Consider the following 20,138-nt stretch of genomic DNA (forward strand, 5'->3'; position numbering starts at 1 on the left):
GCCACGACGAACAGCGCGCCCGTCCCACAGGGACGAACGCACTGGTCAGACACCGTGCCCCTGCAGGATTCGAATCTGCGACACCCGCTTTAGCGGCGAGGTGGGACGACTTGGCCTCCGACATGCGGAACGCAGACTTCCGCGTCTGCCGGCTGTCGTCCCCGCTGCGAGCTGTGGTTCCCCGTGAGTCCCCGCTCCATCTGGCGCGGTTGTGGCACGGGGAACCACTGATCCGTGGGCGCGTGCCCCTCGGCCGCCGCAAGCGACATACACCTTCCGGACAGCCCGGAGCACACCTGGCAAGTGCGCCGAAGTCCTTGCATGTGCGTGAAGGTTGACGTCATCTCGGGGTTGCGGCGCCACAGCACGTATCAGCCATGGCCCTGGTCACACGAGAGGGTTGCCGGCGTTTCCCGTCTTTCAGGAAGGCTTCGACGCCGAGACCGCGGTGACAGTCACCTTGTCGTCACAGGCGACGACATGCCTTCCGTCCTCGAGCTGGACCTGGTGCCGGCCCGCCCCGGGCAGGCCCACGATCAGCGTCGGGTAGGACTGCGGCTCGGCCCCGGACACGCAGTAGCCGTCGGCCTCGCCCTGTACCTGGACGAAGGTGAGCTTCACCCACGCTGTGCGGCCCGGTGCCACCGGGACCGGCGAAGTGTGGCCGCGGAGACCACGACCATCGCCGTCGGAGTGTTCGCCGGGGCGGCCCGTCAGTCTTTCGGCCTCGCCGACGTCTTGGCGCAGAGGTACGGACGCGCGAGCAGCAGGCCGGTGCCGGTCATGGTGATGCCGAAGTAGACCGGCGCGAGGTGGATGAAGTCCGTGTAGTGGATCGTGCCGTGCACCACGACAGCCGGCAGGAAGCCGGCGGCCGCCGCCGCGGCCAGGGTCCAGAACACCCAGGTCTCACCCCGCCGCCAGCCCCACGCGCTGAGCAGAGTGATCGCCACCGCGGCGGCCATCAGGGCGCCGCCGAACCCCGCGCGGTCGTGGGCGACGAACGGCACGAGCCGGGGATTCACGGTTTCCAGCGTCAGTGTGCTGGTGCCCAGGAAGGTCAGGTCGGTCGGCACGAAGACACCGGTCAGACCGACCACCGATATGACCGCTCCACCGACGAACAGCCCCGCTCCCGTGACGATCAGTAGCAACTGGCCGGCCAGCGCCCGCCGGCGCTCCCGCTCCGGCCCCTCGGGCGCCAGGCGCCACCGCGGTGCATGCGGGGTCCGACGGACCGCGGCCACGAACATCGGGAACAGCACGATGGTGGTGGCCTTGTGCAGGGGTTCCACGAAGCCGGTGGCCAGGAAGTAGAACAAGGTGGGGAAGCCGATCGCCCCCGAGAGCAGATACACCTCGCGGGCCCAGGGCCAGCCGCGTCTGATCCCGCCCACGGCGAGGCCGGTGTAGAGGGCGCCGATCGCTACCATCGTGCCGGCCATGGTGATCCGGTCGTGCTGGAGGAAGTGCACGAGGTGGTGGTTGGCGGCATGCAGTTCGTGCAGCGTCATGCCGAGGTAGTCGCGGTCGTACCAGAGCAGCACCGGCCCGAGCGTGATCGCCGCGGCGCCGAGGCCGGCGCCCGTCATACCGAGCCCGACGAGCAGCGCCCACCACCAGGCGGGCCAGCGGCGGGGATCGCGGCCGACGTCCCGTAGCACCGGAGCGGGCGCGGTGGGCGTGGCTGCCTCGGTGACCCGTGCGAACCAGCCGGGTCCGGCCGCGACGAGCACCCCGGGCCGGGCGAGCACGACGGCGCCCGGCTCCTCGAGCGCGGCGGCCGCGGCGGTGACCGACGGGTCGGACACATGGACCACGTGCGGATCGTCGCTGCTGGTGAAGCCGTCGACATGGGGCTTGAGGGCGGCCTCGGCCTCCGGGTCGCAGGCGCGGACAACCAGCGGGATCGAGCGGCCGGCAGCGGCCTCGCGTACGGTCTCCGCGTCGGCCGCCGAGACGGGCGACACCTCGACGACACCGGCCCCGAGCGGGGGCATGGCGCGTACCGCCTCGCGGGCGAGCGAGGGCGGGACGGATATGCCGAGGCGGACGGTCACGGGCACGCCGGCGATCTCGCCGGCGAGCCGCTTCGGCGGATGGCGGTGGCCGAACCCGCGGGCTATCAGCCGCGCGCCGACGGGACGGGAGCCGATCGAGGCCAGCAGCCGCAGTGCGGTGAGCTGTGAACGGCGCCGACCGAGGACGGCAGCGGCCGAGCCGCGCAGCGGGTGGTACGTCCAGTCCGGCATCAGTGGCTCTCGCTCTCCGTCGCGGTCATCGCGTCACCTGGCGCGGTCCAGCCGAGCACCGGCGTCATGGAACGCAGCGTCGCCCGCGTCGGAATCAGCCGGGCGGCCGTGTCGCGCAGCAGCACCGCGGGCGGCCACGACAGCTGGCCGACTGCGCCGAGCCGAGCGGAGCGGCGCGTGATGGCCTGGGTCCGCGGGCGGCGCAGCAGGTCGTACGAGCGGAGCGCGGCGGCCACGTCCGGGGTGCCGTCGAGGCAGTGGGCGAGGGTGACCGCGTCCTCCAGCGCCTGGCACGCGCCCTGGCCCAGATTGGGGGTCATGGCATGCGCCGCGTCGCCCAGCAGCGCGACCCGGCCGCGGACGAAGGAGGGCAGCGGCGGCAGGTCGTACAGGTCGTGTCGGAGCACCGCGTGCGCGGGGACGGCGGCCAGCAGGGCAGGGATGGGATCCGGCCAGGACCCGAACCGGCGCAGCAGTTCGGCGTACTCGGACGAGCCCGAGGCCGCTCCCGCCGGCAGCGACGCGGTCGCGAAGCAGTACATCCGCCCGCCCGGCAGCGCCGTGTAGCCGAACCTCGCCCCTCGGCCCCAGGTTGCGGCGCCCTCGGAGGGCGGCTCGGGGAGGGGCTCGGTGACCATGCGCCAGGCGGTGTAACCGGCGTACCGGGGGCCGGCCGCGTCGGGCCACAGGGCGCGGCGGACCGCGCTGCGCAGCCCGTCGGCGCCGACCACGAGGTCGGGCCGTGACTCGCCCCCACGGTGCTCGACGACCAGGCCGTGGCCGTCGTCGCGGACCGTGGACACCTCGCTGCCCGACCGCAGGCTGTCCGCGGGCAGCGCCTCGGTGAGCGCCCGCAACAGGTCCGCGCGGTGCAGGACCACCAGGGGATGGCCGAAGCGGCGCGCCAGCTCCGCGTTGTCCGTACGGGACAGCCAGCGGCCCTGGCGGTCGCGTACGCCGCCTGTGGCCTCGACGGCGCCGAGTGCCCGGACGGCGCCGGCCAGGCCGAGCACCTCGAGCGCGTGGAGCGCGTTCGGCCACAAGGAGATACCGGCGCCGATCTCAGTGAACTCCGAGGCCCGTTCCAGCACCTCGACGCGCCAGCCGAGGCGGTGCAGGGCGATGGCCGCCGCGAGGCCGCCGATCCCGCCGCCGACGATGGTCGCGGCGCGCTGCGGCATGGGTCCTCGCTCTGGGTTCGGGGCGCCACTCCGGGGCGGCATCGGGAAGCCGCCCCGGTCACGTGGCCGTCGATCCGGTGCCGCTCCTGTTGAGCGGCATGCGACGCGGCGCTGGTCCGACTGGGCGGCGCCTCATAGCAACATGTCGACAGACGCCTGTCAACGTGCCGCAGGGCGCAGCCGTTGGCTGCGTCCCGCACCTCTCGCCCCGCGCGGTTGGCTACCGGCAGGGGCTGTCCGGCCGCAGCCCTCGCCGAGGCTGCCGGCGCCCGGGTCGCCGGCCGCGGGAGCCCGGGTGCAGCAGTCGGCCAGGCGCAGCACCGTGGGCGCCAGGCGCCGCTGCCTACGGTGGAGGCATGACGATCCCCTGATGACTTCGCCGTGCCTGTCCTGGTGCGGGTGCTGCTCCCAGGAGGTGGCGCGAGGCGAAGGAGAACGACGTGATGCAGCTCAGCGCCGGTGCTGGTACTGAGCGCAACAGGTGTGGCGCCATCGCTGGATCGAGGAAACTGGTGTCGGCGTGCTCGGCACGACTCAGCGGCGTCCGAGCGACTTCGGGTGTACGCCGTCACCAGGCCCTGTTTCCTCATATCCCGTGGGGTCAACCGCCGACGTGGATGCCGGGGCGGCGGTCGGGGTCGGGTTCGTGCTTGCGGATGATTTCGCGGGTGACAGGAGCGGTGTCTCCGCGGCCGATCAGGAAGTAGCGGAACATGTGCACCAGGGGACTGCCCTCTGCCCAGGCGAAGTAGCAGTGCGGCTGGACACCGGTGGTGTCGCGCAGGGCGAGGAGAATCGCGGCGATGGCGTTCGGTGCGGCCGGGGCCTCGGCGCGCAGGATCCGGTAGCCGTCGACCTCGACACCGTGTACGGCGAGGGTGTCGCTGAAGTCTGAGGGGTCGATCACGTCGATTTCCAGGAACAGCACGTCGGCGGGGCCGGGTACGGGGTTGGTGCCGCGCTGTTCGCGTTCCTTTTCGGCGTATTCGGCGTCGTCGCCGGCCTGACGGCGGTTGGCGATGATGTTGATGGCGTTGTCGTGGGCGAGGGTGTCGGTGATGAACTGGCGGGCTGCCAGGTCGAAGACGATGCGGTCTGCGCGCAGTTCGGTGGTGCGCGAGACGCGGGAGATCAGTGACACGGCGATGATGCCGGCGATGAACATGCCGGAGATGGTGATGCCGTCGGGCTTGTCGATGACGTTGGCCAAGAGGGCGTAGAGGAGTACTGCGGCGAGGACGGCGAACCCTGCGGTGGTGGCGTGCTGGCGGCGGCGTCGGGCGGAGACGGTGACGGCGAAGGCGCCGGAGACCATCATGGCGAGGATGCCGGTGGCGTAGGCGCCGGCCTGGGCGTTGACGTCGGCGTCGAAGGCGATGGTGATGATGATGCACAGGGCGGTGTAGACCAGGACGACCGGGCGTACTGCGCGTCCCCATTCAGGGGCCATGCCGTAGTCGGGGAGGTAGCGGGGGACGATGTTGACCAGCCCCGCCATGGCTGATGCGCCGGCGAACCACAGGATCAAGATGGTGCTGATGTCGTAGACGGTGCCGAATGCCTCCCCGACGTGTTCGTGGGCCAGCCAGGCCAGCGCGCGACCGTTGGCCGCCCCGCCGGGCTCGAACTCCTTGTGGGGAATGAGGACGGTGGTGACGAAGCTGGCGGCGAGCAGGTAGACGCTCATGACGAGGGCAGCGGTGGTCAACAGCTTGCGGGTGTTGCGGATCCGGGACTGCAGCCGCTGTTCGGCGTCGTCGCCGTCGGCAGCGACGAGCGGCATCATGCTGACCCCCGTCTCGAATCCCGACAGGCCGAGGACCAGCAGTGGGAAAGCCAGCAGCGCCGGGCCGACGAGGTCGCCCGGGCCGCCTCCGCCCTCGGCGAGCGCGTCCGTCCACGCCGACCAGGCCCCCGGGGTGGTGAACACATCCACCAGGCCGACGGCGATGATGACGGCATTGAGCGCCAGGAAGACGGCGACCAGGGGGATGGCGACACTGACCGCTTCGCTGAACCCGAGGAGGAATACTCCGCCGAGGAGCAGCAGCAGCGCCACGGTGATGGCGACCTCATGACCGTGCAGGGCCTGGGGGAAGAAGGGGTTCTCCACCACATGCACGGATGCGTCCGCCGCGGACAGGGTGATCGTGATGATCCACGAGGTGGCCACGAAGCCGAGCAGGACCAGGACGAACAGCTTGCCCCGCCAGAACGGCAGCAGGTCCTCCAGCATCGCCACCGATCCGGCCCCGTGCGGGCTCTCCTTGGCCACCCGCCGGTACATCGGCAGCATCCCCAGCAGGGTCAGTGCCACGATCAACAGCGTCGCCAACGGCGAAACCGCCCCGGCGGCCAACGCGGCGATGGCCGGCACGTAGGCGAGGCTGGAGAAGTAGTCCACCCCGGTCAGGCACATCACCTTCCACCAGGAGTGCGGCTCGGCGTGCCCCTCATCGGCCGCCGGACCGCCCGGTTGCACCGTGTGGCGCAGCAGCCACCGTGCCAGGCCTCCGCTCGGCTGTGTCCGCAGAGCGGGACTGGCCGTTACTTCGGGCACGGCCAATTCGTTCGGGTCTTTCATATCCCCCATCAATCTCTCCTTCGCCCCAGCGCGCAGGGCCCGGCCGGCACCGCGCTCCCGGCACCGCAACGATCACCGAGTATGCGACCTCCCGGTAATACCCCTGCCGAGGGGGTAGGTGTCGACATCGCCCGCGCGCCCCACCACTGGTTTCACAGCGTCGACGATGGGCGGTGCGAGCGCGCCTGCTGGGCCCCGAGGTGGAGATGCTGGTCGCGACGCCTGGTTGCCGTCGGCGGTGGGGGCCGGGCCTCCCGTTCGTGGAGGGTGGCCGTGATGCACGCTCTGTTCGACGCCGGCGTATGCGAGGCTCCGCCGGTGTGCTGGATGCCGTCGCACACGAGGCCGTTGACGAGCTGTCGGACGATGAGCCCAGGTGAACGTTTTCCTCCCCTGCCACGTCATAGGGGAAATCGCGGAAGGGGATGGGGTGTGGCGCTGCTGAGACGGAGATCCCGGCCTGGGGATGAGGACCCCCTGACGCCGGCGCAGATCGATCGCGTACGGGCGGTCCTGGCGCTCGGCGGGGTGCCCGCGGGCGATCTGCAGGACGGGGTGCAGCAGGTGCGGCTGAAGCTGCTGGAGTATCGGGCCGGCGGCCGCGAGCCGTTGCGGGACCCGGGGGCGTGGGCCGCCGTGGCGGCCTCCAACGTGGCGATGGACTGGCACCGTTCGCGGCGCAGGCAGGAACGGCTGAGCGAGCGCCTCGCGGCGCTGGCGCCCCGGGGCGAGTCCCGGCATGGCGGGGGAGAGGCACATGTGCTGGCCCTGGCGATCGCCGACGGGCTGCACCACCTGCCGCCGCAGCAGCGGCAGGTCCTGACGCTGCGGTTCTACGCCGATCTGCCGGTGGCGGAGATCGCCGCAGCGCTGGGCGTTCCGGAGGGCACGGTCAAGAGCCGGCTGCACACCGCCGTTCGCGCGCTGCGCGGCCGGCTGCACACCAAGGAGGTGGTGTGACGATGGGCGGGATCGAGGACGAGGCGCTGATGTCGGCGCTCACGGACGCGCCGTCGGCGGACGCGGAGGGCGAGGAGTACGCGGCCGCGCTCGCCGATGTCGCGCTGCTGCGGACGCACCTACGACTGATCGGCGACACCCTCGCCGCCCAGCCGGCGCCCGCGGCCGCCGTCGGCCGCCGGAGCAAGGCGCTCGCGCTGTGCCTGGCCGCCGTCGTGGCGGGCGTGGTCGCCGTCGCGGGCGTCGGCATCGCACGGCAGGCTGCCATGAGCGGCGGGGAATCGGGGGGCCTGGGGAAGCTCACCCCGGAGGGGATCGTGGCCTGCGCGAGGGTCATCGCCGAGGGCACGGTCCGCGCGGTCGAACCCATCGGCACCGACGGGGAGATCCGCGTGGTGCTGGAGGTCGACCGCCGCCTGAAGCCCGCCGACGGCCCCGCGCGGCTGACCTTCACCCTCACCTTCGACCGCGACCACGACGACGTGGCGTCACCCCCCGTGCCCGGTTCCCGGATGCTGGTGAGCCTTTCCGAACTCCCCGACGAGCCTGTGGACTGGTACCAGGGAGCGGACATCGCCCCCGCCCGGTCGTGGATGGGCAGGGCACTGCCTGGCTCCCGCGCGCTCACGTGCATGAGCGATGGCGGCTGATGGCAGAACGCGGTGCATCGGGAGCCGGTCCGGTGGAACAAGTCGGATTATTTCTGGTGGAAAGGGACTCCTTCAGCCGAAGCAGTCGCAGTCCGAGACGAGTTCGCCGACCACGACACCGTGCGGCCTTCACCAGCCGCTTCGCCCAGCGCCGACACGATCCGACGGATCCGCTGCGTCCCGGCAGTCTGGTTGCCGGGGCGGGGGTGATGCCCAGTGCCGGCAGCCGTTGCTGCTGCTCCTCGGACAGGCCGTCCAGCCGTGGCGCTGCCGCTGGAGCCACTTGCCGAGATCGTCGCCCCGAACTGCACACCCGGGGCGATCTGGGGCGGGGTGCCGTAACGAGGCCGGGACAGTGTGGGAACCCGGTGAGCAAGCCTGGGGGAACAAACTCGCCGCGCTCCGCTCGTACCACCGCGCCCACGGCCACCTGGCACCCCGCCAGGACTCCCACTCGGGCGATACCAACACCGAGGCCCTCGCGATCGGACAGCTGATGGCAAATCTGAGGCGGAAGGTCGGCCTCGGCAAGGACCTCGAGGCGGGCCGCTGCACGGGCGGCGCAGCTGACCGCCATCGCCCCGGACCGGGCCTGCCCCTGGCCACGGGACTGGCAACGGCACTATCGACGAGGACCCGCAGAGCATGGTGACGGTGGCCCGCTACTGGATCGCCGAAGGCGACCACAGTGGAACCGGCTACCGCCGGGCTGCCCGGCTCGCCGCCGTCTGGCGCGACCGACAGGACGAGACCGTCGAACTCCTCCGCCAGGCCCTGGCCCGGCAGCAGGAACCGCAGTACCGCCACTGGATCCTGAAGACCCTGGCGCAGTGGCTACCGGGCACGCTCCGGCCCCCGCCCCCCCCCAACCCCACGGCTATCGGAGCTGCCACTACCAGGGAATATGCGCTGCTTGCTGAACTTCACTTCCACCTGCGGTGCGAGCGCAGCTCCAGCGCCTTCATTCTGTTAGCCGCAGCCCTCGGCTCCAGAAGACTCACCAAATGAAACGACCGGTTATGAGTTCGGCCAACTGGTGGTGACCTTGGCGACCGTGATTCTTGCGATTACCCATTGCGGGTTCGGACCGGCGAACCCGGGGTACGGCCCGCCCGTGTACTTGTGAGACAGCTCTTCGACCAGCAGGCCGTCTGGGTCGTCCTCGATGGACGCGGTGCCCTGCACCTGGGCACTCTCATACGGATTGGCTGTATCGAAGATCACCACGGCCGCCCGCGGGTCTCGGATCAAGTTGGCGGTCTTGCGGCGACTCTTGGACAGCGCGAACAAGATGTCATCTCCGTCGCGCTTTACCCAAACCACCGTCGAGTGCGGCTTGCCGTCCGGTTCGAGCGTTGACAATACAGCGAAGTTTTTGCCATCAAACAGCCTACGCACCTTGTCAGTGAGCCGCGCCATCAGCTTCTCCTTCCAGGTTGGTAGAGCGTCCGTCACCGGCCTTCGCCGACTCGGGCCCCGAAGTTACAGCACGTCACCGATAGAACGGCGCGGCCATGCCGAAGCCACCGGCACTTCGATGAGCGTCTCACCTTGCGCAATACCCCTCGTCATTCAGGTGCAGGCCGGTCATCAGGTCCGTGAGTTGGGCCACGGAGGCGTCCTCGATGTCCTCTGCCACACTGCGGACGCCGAGAGTCATCCACCCATTGCGGACGTGGTTGCCGACGGCGTTCAGCTCCCGCCCGACGTCTACACCATCGCGCGCAGTGTGCTGTAGCTCCAGTGTGGGGGTCGCGGAGGAGGACGGGGCAGACGTCCGCGCGGGCCATCAACTCCCGCGCTTCTCTGGCCCACTCCCGAAGCTGCGCAGTACAAGCTCGCTATGTCGGGCTGGTGGTTGGAAGACGGGTGAGGGCCTTGCCGATGTCCTAACCCTCCAACCGCACATCGATCCCGGAAAACAGCACGTCTTCGATCGAGGAGGCCCCCATGATCGAAAGCTGCCCCGAGTGAACGTTCCTGCATTCACCCTCCTCAGCTGGGCTTTCACGGAATTGCGGTCAGAGCCTTCCAGGGCTTCCGTGAATCCGCAGGTCAGCGCTGGACTGCGTGAACGATTCGGCTGGGGATCTCTGCCGTATGGGGGTCGGCTCGCTGGATGATGTGCTGTTCCCGGGGATGGATGTGCGGCTGGACGAGGTGGCGTTCACCGCGGAGGTGCTGGTGGTGTCGGCGGTGGCCTGCGGCCGGCCTCCTCGATGCCCGGGCTGCCGGGCGCGAGCTCGGCGGGTGCACTCCACCTACGAACGTGGCCTGGCAGAACGTCCGTTGACCGGTAGAAAGTTGCAGATCAGGCTGCGGGTGAGGCGTTTCTTCTGCGACCGAGCGTCCTGCCGGCGCAAGACCTTCGTGGAACAGGTCGACGGGCTGAGTGAGCGGTACCGTCGTTCCAGCCTGGGTACGAAGCAGTGGCTGCGGGCGGTCGCCGTCGAACTGGGCGGCCGGCCGGCGAACGGCTGTGCCGTCGGCTGCACCTGTCGGCGGGCCGCAGCAAGCTACTCGGCCTGCTCGAAGCACCGCCGGTCCCCAAGCACGCGCCGCGGGTGCTCGGCGTGGACGAGTTCGCCTTCCGCAAGGGGTGCACCTACGGCACCGTGCTGGTCGACGTCGAAGCAGGCCGGGTCGTGGACGTACTTCCCGACCGCACCGCGGAGACGTTCGCCGACTGGCTGCGGGCACACCCTGGAGTCGAGATCATCTGCAGGGACCGGGCCGCCGCTTACACCCGCGCGATCCGCGAGGCAGTCCCGCACGCAGTGGAGGTCGCCGACCGCTGGCACCTGCTGCAGAACCTGTCCGCAGCCGTCGAAAAGACCTGCCACCAGCACCGCAACTGTCTGCGTAAACACGCTGAGGACGAAACACCCACGGCGCCGGAACCCGTGCTCCTGGAGCTGCCGCCGCCAGCCCTTCCCCGCACGCAGATCATAGAGCGGACCCGGCACCGCCATGCCGACGTGCATCGGCTCGTCGAAGCCGGATGGACCATCAGCGCAATCGGCCGTCGGCTGAACCTGGACGCAAGACCGTGCGCCGCTTCCGCGACACCGACCTTGACCAGCTCCTGACCTCGGCCCGCGAGCGTCCGGCCGGAGTGTTGGAACCGTTCAAGCCCTACCTCAACACCCGGTTCACCGAGTCCGAAGGCCAGGTCAGCGGCAGCAGACTGTTCCTGGAACTCCGTGAACGCGGCTACCGAGGCAGCCGCCAAGTCGTCCGCAAGCATCTCGCCGCACTGCGGTCAGGCACCGCCGAGCCGGTCCGAGCCGACATCCCGAGCCCGCGCAAGATCACCTCATGGATCATGAGACCGCGCGAGACTCTCACCGACAGCCAGGACAAGCGACTCCTCGAAGCCCGCCTCGCCTGCCCGGACATCGCCCGCACGTGCGACCTCGCCCGAGCTTTCGCCGAACTCGTCCGTCACCAGAGTGGGCACCTGCTCATGGACTGGATCCGCCAGGCCGAGACCGACGCTCCGAAACCGATGAGCGGCTTCGCCGGCTTCCTCCGACGCGACCTCGACGCCGTCGCCGCCGGGCTGACCCTAACCTGGAGTTCCGGCGTCGTCGAGGGGCACGTCAACAGGGTGACAACCCTCAAGAGAGCGATGTACGGCCGGGCCTCCTTCCCCCCTCCTCCGCACCCGCATCCTCACCCAGCCGTGATCGACAAAGGAGATACCAGTCAGGTGATCAGACGCCGATCTTGCGGATCGAAGCACACCAGGCCGGAGGTCCGCGCCAGGTCGGCGGCAAACGAGGCGGCCTCCTGGTATTTGCTGAAGACCATGCCGAAGTAGAACAGCGGACCGCTCGCGTTGTTGATCAAGGGGCCGTCCGACCACGGACTCGTGTCCTCGTCCTCATCATCGGCACTCAGGTCAGGCCACCGGGCCACCAGCCCTTCGGCGTACTGCCCGATACGTGGGGTCGGCGGCTGGCCTTTGGCTCCCATGAATTTGTCGTACAGGTCCTCGAAGACCTCTAGCGCTGCTGCATCGTCAGCGGGGGTCGGACCGTCCCAAACAGCCAGGTTGTAGCTCATGGCGGCATTGTGCTCGTTCCCACTGACAGCCGATGCCGCCAGGGGCAGGCACTGCAGTGGCTCGTCACGGAACTGCCGCCAGAGCCGATTCCAGAGATCCCCATCAAACGAGCCGGACTCGAACCGGAAGTCCAGTTGGTCGGCGAGTTCGGGCATGAACGAGTGGACCAGTGAATGGGCAAGGCCCTCCCAGCCGTGCCCTTGCCTTCGGCATTGTGCTCCTGGAAGACGTCCTCGACTTTTTCATGTCGCCGTCGAAGAGCATCAGGCAGTGCGAAGGTTGCGTGGCGTCCGCTTGGCGGCATTCTCCCCGCTTGCCGAACAACTGGCACGGTGGTTGCCGAGGTCACCGGGCACGTCGGATGAACGTCGCAAGAGTAATCCTTGACGGGCGCTTGGTGCCACGGGGGTCGCCGAGGCGGGCCAGTTCTTGAGCCGCATATCTGCGATGGTCCATGCTGCGATGCGTCCTGCTACGGCGGGAGTCCCGGGTGAGGGCGAAGAAGAGGTCTGCGGCGCGGGGGTCGCCAAGGCGGGCCAGCCCTTGAGCCGCCTCGAAGCGGGTGTATCCGCCGAGGGCGGTGTCCTGTGCGAGGGCGAGGAAGGCGTCGGCAGCACGAGGGTCGCCAAGCCTCGCCAGCTGACGAACCACAATTTCGCGGACTGCGCCGAGGGTGGTGTCCTGTGCGAGGGCGAGGTAAGCGTCGGCAGTACGAGGGTCGGCAGGCCACGGCAGTGGCTCGGATTCCCAGGTACTACCAAGCCCCGACAGCTGCTGAAGCGCCACCAGGCGGTCGTATCCGTCGAGGGTGGTGTCCTGGGAGAGAGTGAGGAAGATGTCGGCGGCACGGGGATCGCCGTCGCGGGCCAACTCCTCAACGGCCTCCACCCGCTGTTTGCTGTCGACGGTGGTGTCCTGTGCGAGGGCGAGGAACGTGTCGGCCGCACGGGGGTCCCCGAGCGCGGCCAGGCCCTTCACGGCTCGCACGCGGTGCTCGCTTTCGACGGTGCTGTCCTGGGCGGCGGCGAGGTAGGCATCGGCGGTACGGGGGTTGCCGAGCTCACCCAGATATTCAGCCGCACGCACGCGCCAGAAGCTTTCGATGGTGGTGTCTTGGGCGATAGCGAGGTACGTCTCGGCGGTGCGGGGATCGCCGAGTTTGGCCAGTTCCCTGGTTACCCGCCCGCGCAAATCACCTTTCACGGTGGTGTCCTGGGCGATCGCGAGGTAGGTGTCGGCCGCACGGGGGTCGCCGAGCTTGCCCAGATACTCAGCCGCCTGCACACGGAGAAGACTGCCGGTAGTGGAGCCCAGGGCGATGGCTAGCAGGAGGTCGGCGCCACGGGGGTCCCCGAGTTCGGCCAACCCCTCAGCCGCGTACCGCCGCAAGCTGGCGTTGACGGTGGTCTCGTGAGCGAAGGCATACAGGAGGTCGACGGTCCTGGAGAGGACGTCGCTCGGTATGTACGTTCCGAGGCGGTGGAGGGTGACGATGTATTCCAAGCCGTAGAGGCGGCCCCGGGTCAGGCGGCTGAGGTGGTGGGCACCCTCGGACAGGCCGGTGTCGTGCGCGGCGTCGAGCAGGAAGCCGACGTAAGAGGGGTCTAGGTGACGAGGGTTGTTGAGGGCGTAAGGGGGGTCCCAGTACCTGCGTCCCCACACGCACGGAGCGATGCCGTCCCTGGGACTGAAGGGATGGTATCGACGTGGATGGTGGAAGACCTGGCGCAGAACTTGCTTGCCGGTGCGGGGCTCGTTCATCACTTGGCGGGCGGCGAGATGCTCCAGGAGGGTCTGGTGGAGGAAGACGAGCTCGCCAGCCTGCGTGGTGAGCAGGCCGCTGCGGCGTAGGGAAGCGGTCAGGAAGGTGTGCCAGTCTGCGGCGAGCACGTCTTTGGGGCATCGGGCTTCGGGCTGTGACTGCACGATGGTGAGCGCCGGGAGCGTGCTTCCGGCGTAGCGTTCGGCGGCGAGGTGGGCGATGAGGTCCTGAAGGTGCTCCAAGACCGTGTCGGCGGCGTCAGTGAGAGCGCTGGATCCGTAGCTCTCCAGACCGGGGTAGCGGACGCCGGGCGTGTCGCCGGGGGGCTGGCTCTTGCGCAGAAGGATGGTGAAGTTGTGGTAGATCTGGCCGCGACTGGCGGGCACCGGCTGTTCGGGGGCGTCGGCGTGGAGCTGGCAGAGCATCGCGGTCATCAGCGGGACGCGGGCGAGTTCGGCCAGCTGGCTGCGGTCCAGAGTCTGGACGAATCGCCGCGCGGCTTCTGCAGGGTCTGGCAGGGGGCGGGCACTGAACCAGCTGCGGGCGACCGTCTCCAGATCGTCATGGTCGAAGGGCTGCAGCTCGTAGCGGGGCACTCCCTTGCCGAGGCTGCCCAGTTCACCGTCGGGCAGCGGGCGGGTGGCGATGATGAACCGGTACAGGTGGGCGTGTTCGCCGGAGGTTGCCATGGCCACCTTACCCAGGACCTTGCCGCGCATGACCGGGTCAGCGACCTCGTCTAGGCCGTCGACGAGCACCAGCCACCGCGCGCCCGGCCGTGGCGGGGTCTCGAAGAACGTAGCGGGGAGCTTTTCCAGTAAGCCGAGGTCGGCGGTCACAGCCGCCGCGAGCGCCTCCGTCAAGGTGGGTCGGGCAAGTGCCGCAGCCGGGACCAGAATTGGCAGGAGGTTCTCGCCCCGGCCTTCCTGCCAGCGCTTGACACCGTCGGCGAGGCGGGTGCGCAGCAGACTGGACTTGCCGCCGCCGGGCCCCGACAGGATCACGCAGGTCTCAGGGTCGGCCAGGACATCATTGGCGGGTGCCGCTACTTCGCTGGCACCCGAGACCTCGCCGCCCAAGGCGGCTTCAAAGTCGAGGCGGCGCACTTGCTGGCGCAGGTAAACCACGGCCAGTGGCGGAGTGGTGCCCGGCAAGACGCCGGCGTACGGGTGCTGGGTGGCGGCGCGGCGGGCGGCGGCCAGATAGACCGCCAGCTGCCGTGCGGCCGGGCTGGCGTGTTCGAGCTGCAGGTCGACGCCGTGGGCGGTGAGCGTGACGTCGAAACCCGGCAGGCCAGCGAGGGCAGTGATGGGCACCGCGCGCAGGACACTGGCGTCATCTGCGAGAGCGTGGTCGATGGCCAGCACCCCAACAAGCAGTGAACCGCAGAACAAGGCAGTGCCCGAACTCCCCGCCCAGCCCGAACCGCCGGCCAGGCGGCGGGGCACAATGCCCTCGTCGACATGCACAGTCAGCATCCCGGACCTACGCCCCTGCAGGGCATCGACGTGGCCGCGCACGGGCATGGTGTCGCGCCGACTGCCAGGACGCGCCTCCGCGTCTGGGAAGCCCAACCCCGTGCAGGACACGCGGTCCGGCCCGGTGATCTGGCCGAAGCGAACCGCCCCGACGAGCGGGCTGACCCCACCAGGCGGGTCGTCGATCACGAGGAGGGCGGCGTCCTGTTCGGGTGCGGCGTCCAGGTCCACCGCATCCTGCGGCCAGCAGAGACTCGCCGCCAGCCAGGGAGTGCGCTGTGGGACCTCCAGGGGTCGAACCTCAACCCGGCCGCCTGCCGGTAGGCCCTGCACCACGTGATAGGAGGTCAGCACCAGACGCTCGGCAAGCAGATACCCGCTGCCCACCCGTCCCGCGGAGGGAACCCACACCTCAATGACCCGCGCCTGGTCCATCCCCCCACCTCCGGGTCCTTGGGCCGGTATCTCAGGACGGCCGCTGTGGTGCCTGGCCGTGGATGCGCGCGTCCGCGCCCGCTTCGTCGAGGGGCTGCAGGGTGAATTTGATGCGATGCACCGTGTCCGTGCTGGCCGTTCCGCGGGCCTCGGCGGACCATGGCAGCACGAAGACCTTCGTCTTGGCCTCGCCTTCTTTGCGGACCGCGATGGAGAACTCCAACTCCACCGGTCCCGTACGGAACTTCAGGGTCTGCCCGGCGCCCTCGTCCATTGCCTGCTGCAACTGAGCGCGGATCGCGCCGACCGTCTCCCCGAGCTCCGCCCAAGGCTCCTGCGGCATTCTGTGCCCCCAAATCTTTCCTATGACGCTAGGAGTTCACCGTAAGACAATCGCGACGCGCGCACAGCTACTCTTCATAGTCTCGGATCGTTGACAGACTCATTGCCCCGGACTCCAGCAGGCCCCGGAAACGCCGCAGTTCCAGACATCGATGCGGGTCCAGGACCACCGGCTCCCCTCCGTGGTCTTACACCGACCAAGCAGCAGAGTGCCGAGCAGCAGGTCTCACCGCAGCAACAACTGCCCCTTGCCATCCGTACGTGGGTGGGGACGTTCACGTGGACGCCGACAGCTCTGGCAGCTGCAGTCGCTCGTGGCCTTCGCCTCGGCCGCCGTCATCGCGGCAGCTTGGCTGTGCGCTCGGGGTGGGCGGCTTTGATGTAGCGCATGGCCGTCTGCGCGGTGAAGCCGAATAGCCGCATCAGTGCAGCGGATCGGCCTTGTCGAACGCCTCGTCCAAGATGCGGTCCTGACGCAGTCCGTCCATCGTCACGCCCTTCGGGAAGACCATACGCACGGTTTCGATCGACACCGGTGGTCGCTCCTGATCGAGGGCCGAGCGCTGGCTGACCAGCAGATGCGGGTTGGTCGATGCAGGCCAGCGGCGGTGCCGGTGGGTCAGCCAGTCGGCGGCGAGCTGGTGGGTGAACTCCTCCAGATACATGGTGTGCCGCAGTGGCCCTCGGCGGACCTGAAGCGTGCCGCGGGACAGGTCGAGGTCCTCGGTGAGCAGGGTACGGACCTCGTGCCCGGGCAACGCGTGGACTGCCACCAGGGCGATCACGAGGCAGCCAAATGCGGTTTTCACCTGGGCCAGCAGCCCGGCGAGCACATCGGAGGGCGCCGACTTCGGCAGGCCGCCGACACCGCCGACGACCAGGTCCCGCGTGGGATCTCGGAAGACGATCCGCTCCTGCCGCAGGGCCCGGAACAAGCTGCGCAGGCAGACGGCAAGGTGACGTCCCGGGGCGCCGTGCCGGTCGGCGACAGCAGTTTCGATGTCGCCGGGGGTAATCTGGCGCAGGGTGGTCATGCCGTCGGCCGTCCAGCCGGTCAGGACGGGCTGGAGGGCAGCGAGGTAACGGCGGATGTATTCGTAGCCGCGAGGCTGGTGTTCGCGTCGGCCCTGGCCGCGTAGCACGGTCACCCACGTCCGTACTTCTCCGCCGACGGGAGCCGGGAGGGCGTCGATCGCGGCCTCGATCCACTCCAGGTGCCGGTCGCGGTGCCGGGCCGGGTCTTCGGCGAGCAGATCGCGGGAGCGCAGGAACTGGCAGACTCGCTTGGCCTTCAGGTTCTCATGCGACCGGGCTAGTACTGCAACCGCATGTGGCGTGACTGTTGGCGTTGTTGGTCGTTGGTGTGACTGTGTGATCAGTCGCTGACGGTTGAGCGGGTCGCATCGTGGTCCGAGGGCATAGCAGGGTTGCATGCCCGGTTTGCGGGACGTTTTAGCAGGTCAGAGCCGCGCGATCGGGCTCTGGACTACATGACGGGCCTGCTTGCGCCGCTGGAGAAGAAGAACGGTTGGACACTGGCCGAGCAGGTCGGCCAGCTCCGCCCGGACGGTGTGCAACGCCTGCTCAACCACTCCGAGTGGGACGAGAACGCGGTCCGGGACGATGTCCGGGACTTCGTCGTGCAGACCATCGGCGCCAAGGATGGCGTGCTCATCGGGGATGACACCGGCTTCCTCAAGAAGGGTGTGAAGTCGGCCGGTGTGCAGCGGCAGTACTCCGGCACCGCCGGCCGCACCGAGAACTGCCAGATCGGCACCTTCCTCGCCTACGCCTCCGCCAAGGGGCGGGCGCTGATCGACCGGGAACTGTATGTCCCGAAGTCCTGGACGGACGACCGCGACCGCTGCCGGGCGGCCGGGATCGACGACACGGTGCCGTTCGCCACGAAGATCGAGCACCTCACGTGGATGCTGCAACGCGCCATCGATGCCCGTGTCCCGTTCGCCTGGGTCACCGCGGACGAGGCCTACGGGCAGGTCAAACACTTCCGCATGTGGCTGGAGGAACGCGGGCAGCGTATGGGCTGGCCACGAAGGTCAACGACACCGTTGTGACCACCGTCGGCCGCGACGTGCGGGTCGATGAGTTGATCGCGGCGCTGCCCAAGCAGGCATGGAAGCGGATCTCGGCAGGGGCCGGCGCCCACGGCTTGCGGATCTACCACTGGGCCCGTGTCGCGATCCGGCCGTCCTGGGAGGGCGGGTACGGGCACTGGGTACTCGCCCGCCGAAGCCTCTCGGACCCGACCGAGATCGCCTACTACGTCTGCTACGGCCCAGCCGGATCCCGGCTGAAAGACCTGGTCAAGACCGCCGGCGCACGCTGGCAGGTAGAGGAGTGCTTCCAGACCGCGAAGGGCGAGTGCGGACTCGATCACTACCAGGTGCGGCTCTACCGGGCCTGGTACCGGCACATCACCCTGACCATGGCCGTCCTTGCCTACCTCACGGCCGTCCGTGCCACAGAAGCCGCAAAAGGGGCGGTCGAGAGGACGAGCATGACCTCATAACCCTCAGCGTCCCGGAGATCCGCCGGATGATCGGGCACATCGCCGTCACGCCCCGTTGCCATGCCAACGAGCACCGTCTGCACTGGTCACACTTCCGACGCCGCAGCCAAGCCCGAGCCAGCCGCTGCCATTACCAACGCCGAGGCCACGACCCCCACATGCGGTTGCAGTACTAAGCTGCGGGAGGATGACCGAGCTCCGACAAAGGATGTGGGGGACCGTGGTGCACGGGGGGATGCCGCGGCCGCATGACGTCAAGGACTCTGCGCAGTTCGTGGCGGTGATGCGCCAGTTACGCCGATGGGCGGATGTGAGTTATCGCGAGTTGGAACGCCGGGCGGGGGCGGTGGGGGACGTGCTGCCGCGTGCCACCCTCTCCGGCGCGCTGAGCAGGCAGGAGCTGCCCCGGGAGGAGTTGCTGGTTGCCTTTGTCCGGGCCTGCGGCGGTGACGAGGCCACGGTCGGGGCCTGGGTGGGAGTCCGCAAGCGCCTGGCTGTGGAGCTCGAGCAGCACTCCTGTGATCTCGTGCCTGCAGCGGGAGACCCGGACTCGCACAGTGGGTCGGAGGAAGGCTCCCAGGACGGTGCCGACTGCCACGGCAAGGCTGCTGATACGGACACCTCGGGAGCGGTAGGCGCATGCGAGAAGCCCGTTGCTCGTACGGAGGCTCAGGAGGGCGTGCCGCATCCGCTCGGGTTTGATGGCTTGCCGGTCGCTGAGCCGGTGGCTGACGCCGACACGGGGTCCCCGGCCGCGGACTTGGTGCAGGAGGGCTCCTCCGTTGCGCCGCCGGCAGCGAACCCCGCCCCGGCGGGGCCGAGGGCGGCCCTGCGTGGTCTTCGGCGACCGGGCGTGGTCATCACGGCCGCTGTCGTGATTGTGCTTCTTACAGCCACGGTCACAGGGATTCTGCGTCCGGACAACGATCCTGGCGAGCCGCAAGAGAGCCGGTCGGGCGCTCCGGCGGCCACGGTCTCCCCGTCGAGCACGCCGAGCTCTCCCACGGACGGTGCGACTTCCAGCGATGCTGCCACCAGGCCCATCAAGGGCAAGCCTGCGCCGGGCGGAACGCGCGTGGTCTCGCCGCCCGTCCCGTCCAAGAAGACGACCGTCCCCCGGGAGCCGGAGCCGGGACGGAGCTCGTGGACACCGCAACCGGACCCCTACGAACCACCGCCACCTCCCTACGAACCGCCGCCTTCGACGAGCACACCGCCTTCGGATGGCGGTGGCGATCCCTTCCCGGAGGAGACCTGCTGGGACGTGACCAACGACTGTGTGTGATCCGGGCATCGGTTGGTCCTATGCGGTGATGTGGCGGTAGTCGACGACCTGTGAGGCGGGTGGTAGCGGTGCGATGGTGACGGTGCTGCCGGGGCGGGGCGCGTGGACGACCTTGCCGTTACCGATGTAGAGCTGGACGTGGCCTCCGCCGTAGCTGAGCACCAGGTCGCCGGGGACCAGCTTGCCGCGAGTGGTGGCCCTGCCTGCCTCGGCCTGGCCCCAGGTGGTGCACGGCAGTTGCACCCCGGCCCACCCTGGGATCTCGCCGACCCGGAGCAGGACCGCGTACGAAACGTGACCACCCCAGCCGCACGCTCGATCGCCCGGAGGCCGACGTGGTCAGGCGGCTTGCGTGAGCCCGGGTGGGGATGACGGACAGGCGGGTCAGGCTCTCGCCCCGGGTGGGACGGCGCGTCATCAGAGTGATGGCGGCCCAGGTGATGAGCGCTCGGAGTGCTGGACGAGCTGTTTCGTCGTCGCATGCATGCCGACGGGCGTGCATGCTCCACGCCGGACTCCGCTCAACGACCCACCTGCGTGGCAGCACGACGAAGCCGCAGGAGCAAAGGGGCCGCCGCGGCCCGATCCCCTGGCGGCGGCCCGGTGCGGC

Annotated in this window: 15 protein-coding genes and 3 pseudogenes; 7 read left to right on the forward strand and 11 right to left on the reverse strand. The window is 69.3% G+C overall.

The window, feature by feature from the left end; translation table 11 throughout:
• Nucleotides 1-420: 420 nt before the first annotated feature.
• The 4 genes from ACWCXB_RS33945 to ACWCXB_RS33960 all read right to left on the reverse strand — a co-directional run bounded on the left by ACWCXB_RS33945 (nt 421) and on the right by ACWCXB_RS33960 (nt 6,017).
• Nucleotides 421-747 (reverse strand): DUF4232 domain-containing protein, encoded by a 327-nt coding sequence (locus tag ACWCXB_RS33945; protein WP_450727952.1) that lies wholly within the window; start codon nt 745-747, stop codon nt 421-423.
• Nucleotides 714-2,252, reverse strand: coding sequence for a hypothetical protein (locus ACWCXB_RS33950; RefSeq protein ID WP_450727903.1), 1,539 nt, complete (start codon nt 2,250-2,252; stop codon nt 714-716). Before ACWCXB_RS33950 ends, ACWCXB_RS33945 begins: the two co-directional genes overlap by 34 nt.
• A complete protein-coding gene (locus tag ACWCXB_RS33955) occupies nt 2,252-3,433 on the reverse strand; it encodes an FAD-dependent monooxygenase (protein WP_450727905.1) in 1,182 nt (393 codons plus the stop codon). The genes ACWCXB_RS33950 and ACWCXB_RS33955 overlap by 1 nt, the downstream gene beginning before the upstream one ends.
• Nucleotides 3,434-4,034: 601 nt before the next feature.
• A complete protein-coding gene (locus tag ACWCXB_RS33960) occupies nt 4,035-6,017 on the reverse strand; it encodes an amino acid transporter (RefSeq protein ID WP_450727954.1) in 1,983 nt (660 codons plus the stop codon).
• A 438-nt stretch (nt 6,018-6,455) separates the two neighbouring features.
• Between ACWCXB_RS33960 and ACWCXB_RS33965 the strand changes: the two genes are divergently transcribed.
• From ACWCXB_RS33965 to ACWCXB_RS33975, 3 genes are all read left to right on the forward strand, one after another.
• Nucleotides 6,456-6,977: an RNA polymerase sigma factor gene (locus ACWCXB_RS33965; RefSeq protein WP_450727956.1), complete on the forward strand. Its 522-nt coding sequence runs from the start codon at nt 6,456-6,458 to the stop codon at nt 6,975-6,977.
• Nucleotides 6,974-7,627: a hypothetical protein gene (locus ACWCXB_RS33970; protein WP_450727907.1), complete on the forward strand. Its 654-nt coding sequence runs from the start codon at nt 6,974-6,976 to the stop codon at nt 7,625-7,627. Before ACWCXB_RS33965 ends, ACWCXB_RS33970 begins: the two co-directional genes overlap by 4 nt.
• A gap of 645 nt (nt 7,628-8,272) precedes the next feature.
• A complete protein-coding gene (locus tag ACWCXB_RS33975) occupies nt 8,273-8,635 on the forward strand; it encodes a hypothetical protein (RefSeq protein WP_450727909.1) in 363 nt (120 codons plus the stop codon).
• Nucleotides 8,636-8,644: 9 nt separating this feature from the next.
• On the opposite strand, the gene ACWCXB_RS33980 is transcribed toward ACWCXB_RS33975, so the two are convergent.
• Nucleotides 8,645-9,046 (reverse strand): PPOX class F420-dependent oxidoreductase, encoded by a 402-nt coding sequence (locus tag ACWCXB_RS33980; protein ID WP_450727911.1) that lies wholly within the window; start codon nt 9,044-9,046, stop codon nt 8,645-8,647.
• Nucleotides 9,047-9,766: 720 nt separating this feature from the next.
• Between ACWCXB_RS33980 and ACWCXB_RS33985 the strand changes: the two are divergent.
• From ACWCXB_RS33985 to ACWCXB_RS33995, 3 genes and pseudogenes are all read left to right on the forward strand, one after another.
• Nucleotides 9,767-9,958, forward strand: a pseudogene (locus tag ACWCXB_RS33985) (ISL3 family transposase); the annotation flags it as partial.
• A gap of 242 nt (nt 9,959-10,200) precedes the next feature.
• On the forward strand, nt 10,201-10,716 hold the full coding sequence (locus ACWCXB_RS33990) for an ISL3 family transposase (RefSeq protein WP_450727913.1): 516 nt from the start codon (nt 10,201-10,203) through the stop codon (nt 10,714-10,716).
• The gene (locus ACWCXB_RS33995; RefSeq protein ID WP_450727915.1) at nt 10,629-11,450 is read left to right on the forward strand and encodes a transposase; all 822 of its coding nucleotides are present in this window, start codon (nt 10,629-10,631) and stop codon (nt 11,448-11,450) included. The genes ACWCXB_RS33990 and ACWCXB_RS33995 overlap by 88 nt, the downstream gene beginning before the upstream one ends.
• On the opposite strand, the gene ACWCXB_RS34000 is transcribed toward ACWCXB_RS33995, so the two are convergent.
• The 4 genes from ACWCXB_RS34000 to ACWCXB_RS34015 form a co-directional block, all read right to left on the reverse strand.
• A complete protein-coding gene (locus tag ACWCXB_RS34000; RefSeq protein WP_450727917.1) occupies nt 11,336-11,851 on the reverse strand; it encodes a hypothetical protein in 516 nt (171 codons plus the stop codon). The two genes, ACWCXB_RS33995 and ACWCXB_RS34000, sit on opposite strands and share 115 nt — an antisense overlap.
• A gap of 190 nt (nt 11,852-12,041) precedes the next feature.
• Nucleotides 12,042-15,371 (reverse strand): NACHT domain-containing protein, encoded by a 3,330-nt coding sequence (locus ACWCXB_RS34005; RefSeq protein WP_450727919.1) that lies wholly within the window; start codon nt 15,369-15,371, stop codon nt 12,042-12,044.
• A 31-nt stretch (nt 15,372-15,402) separates the two neighbouring features.
• Nucleotides 15,403-15,714 carry a trypco2 family protein gene (locus tag ACWCXB_RS34010; RefSeq protein WP_450727921.1) on the reverse strand — a complete coding sequence of 104 codons (312 nt, stop codon included), beginning with the start codon at nt 15,712-15,714 and terminating at the stop codon, nt 15,403-15,405.
• A 421-nt stretch (nt 15,715-16,135) separates the two neighbouring features.
• Nucleotides 16,136-16,861: a hypothetical protein gene (locus tag ACWCXB_RS34015; RefSeq protein ID WP_450727923.1), complete on the reverse strand. Its 726-nt coding sequence runs from the start codon at nt 16,859-16,861 to the stop codon at nt 16,136-16,138.
• 234 nt (nt 16,862-17,095) lie between these two features.
• Here ACWCXB_RS34015 and ACWCXB_RS34020 point away from each other — a divergent pair.
• Nucleotides 17,096-18,243 (forward strand): annotated as a pseudogene (locus ACWCXB_RS34020) (IS701 family transposase).
• A 1,303-nt stretch (nt 18,244-19,546) separates the two neighbouring features.
• Here ACWCXB_RS34020 and ACWCXB_RS34025 read toward each other — a convergent pair.
• Entirely contained in the window at nt 19,547-19,771 is a 225-nt protein-coding gene (locus ACWCXB_RS34025) for an NlpC/P60 family protein (protein ID WP_450727925.1), read from the reverse strand.
• Between the two features lie 154 nt (nt 19,772-19,925).
• Nucleotides 19,926-20,102, reverse strand: a pseudogene (locus ACWCXB_RS34030) (IS5-like element IS4811 family transposase); the annotation flags it as partial.
• Nucleotides 20,103-20,138 lie beyond the last annotated feature (36 nt).

This window comes from Streptomyces sp. NPDC001514 (assembly GCF_053597075.1).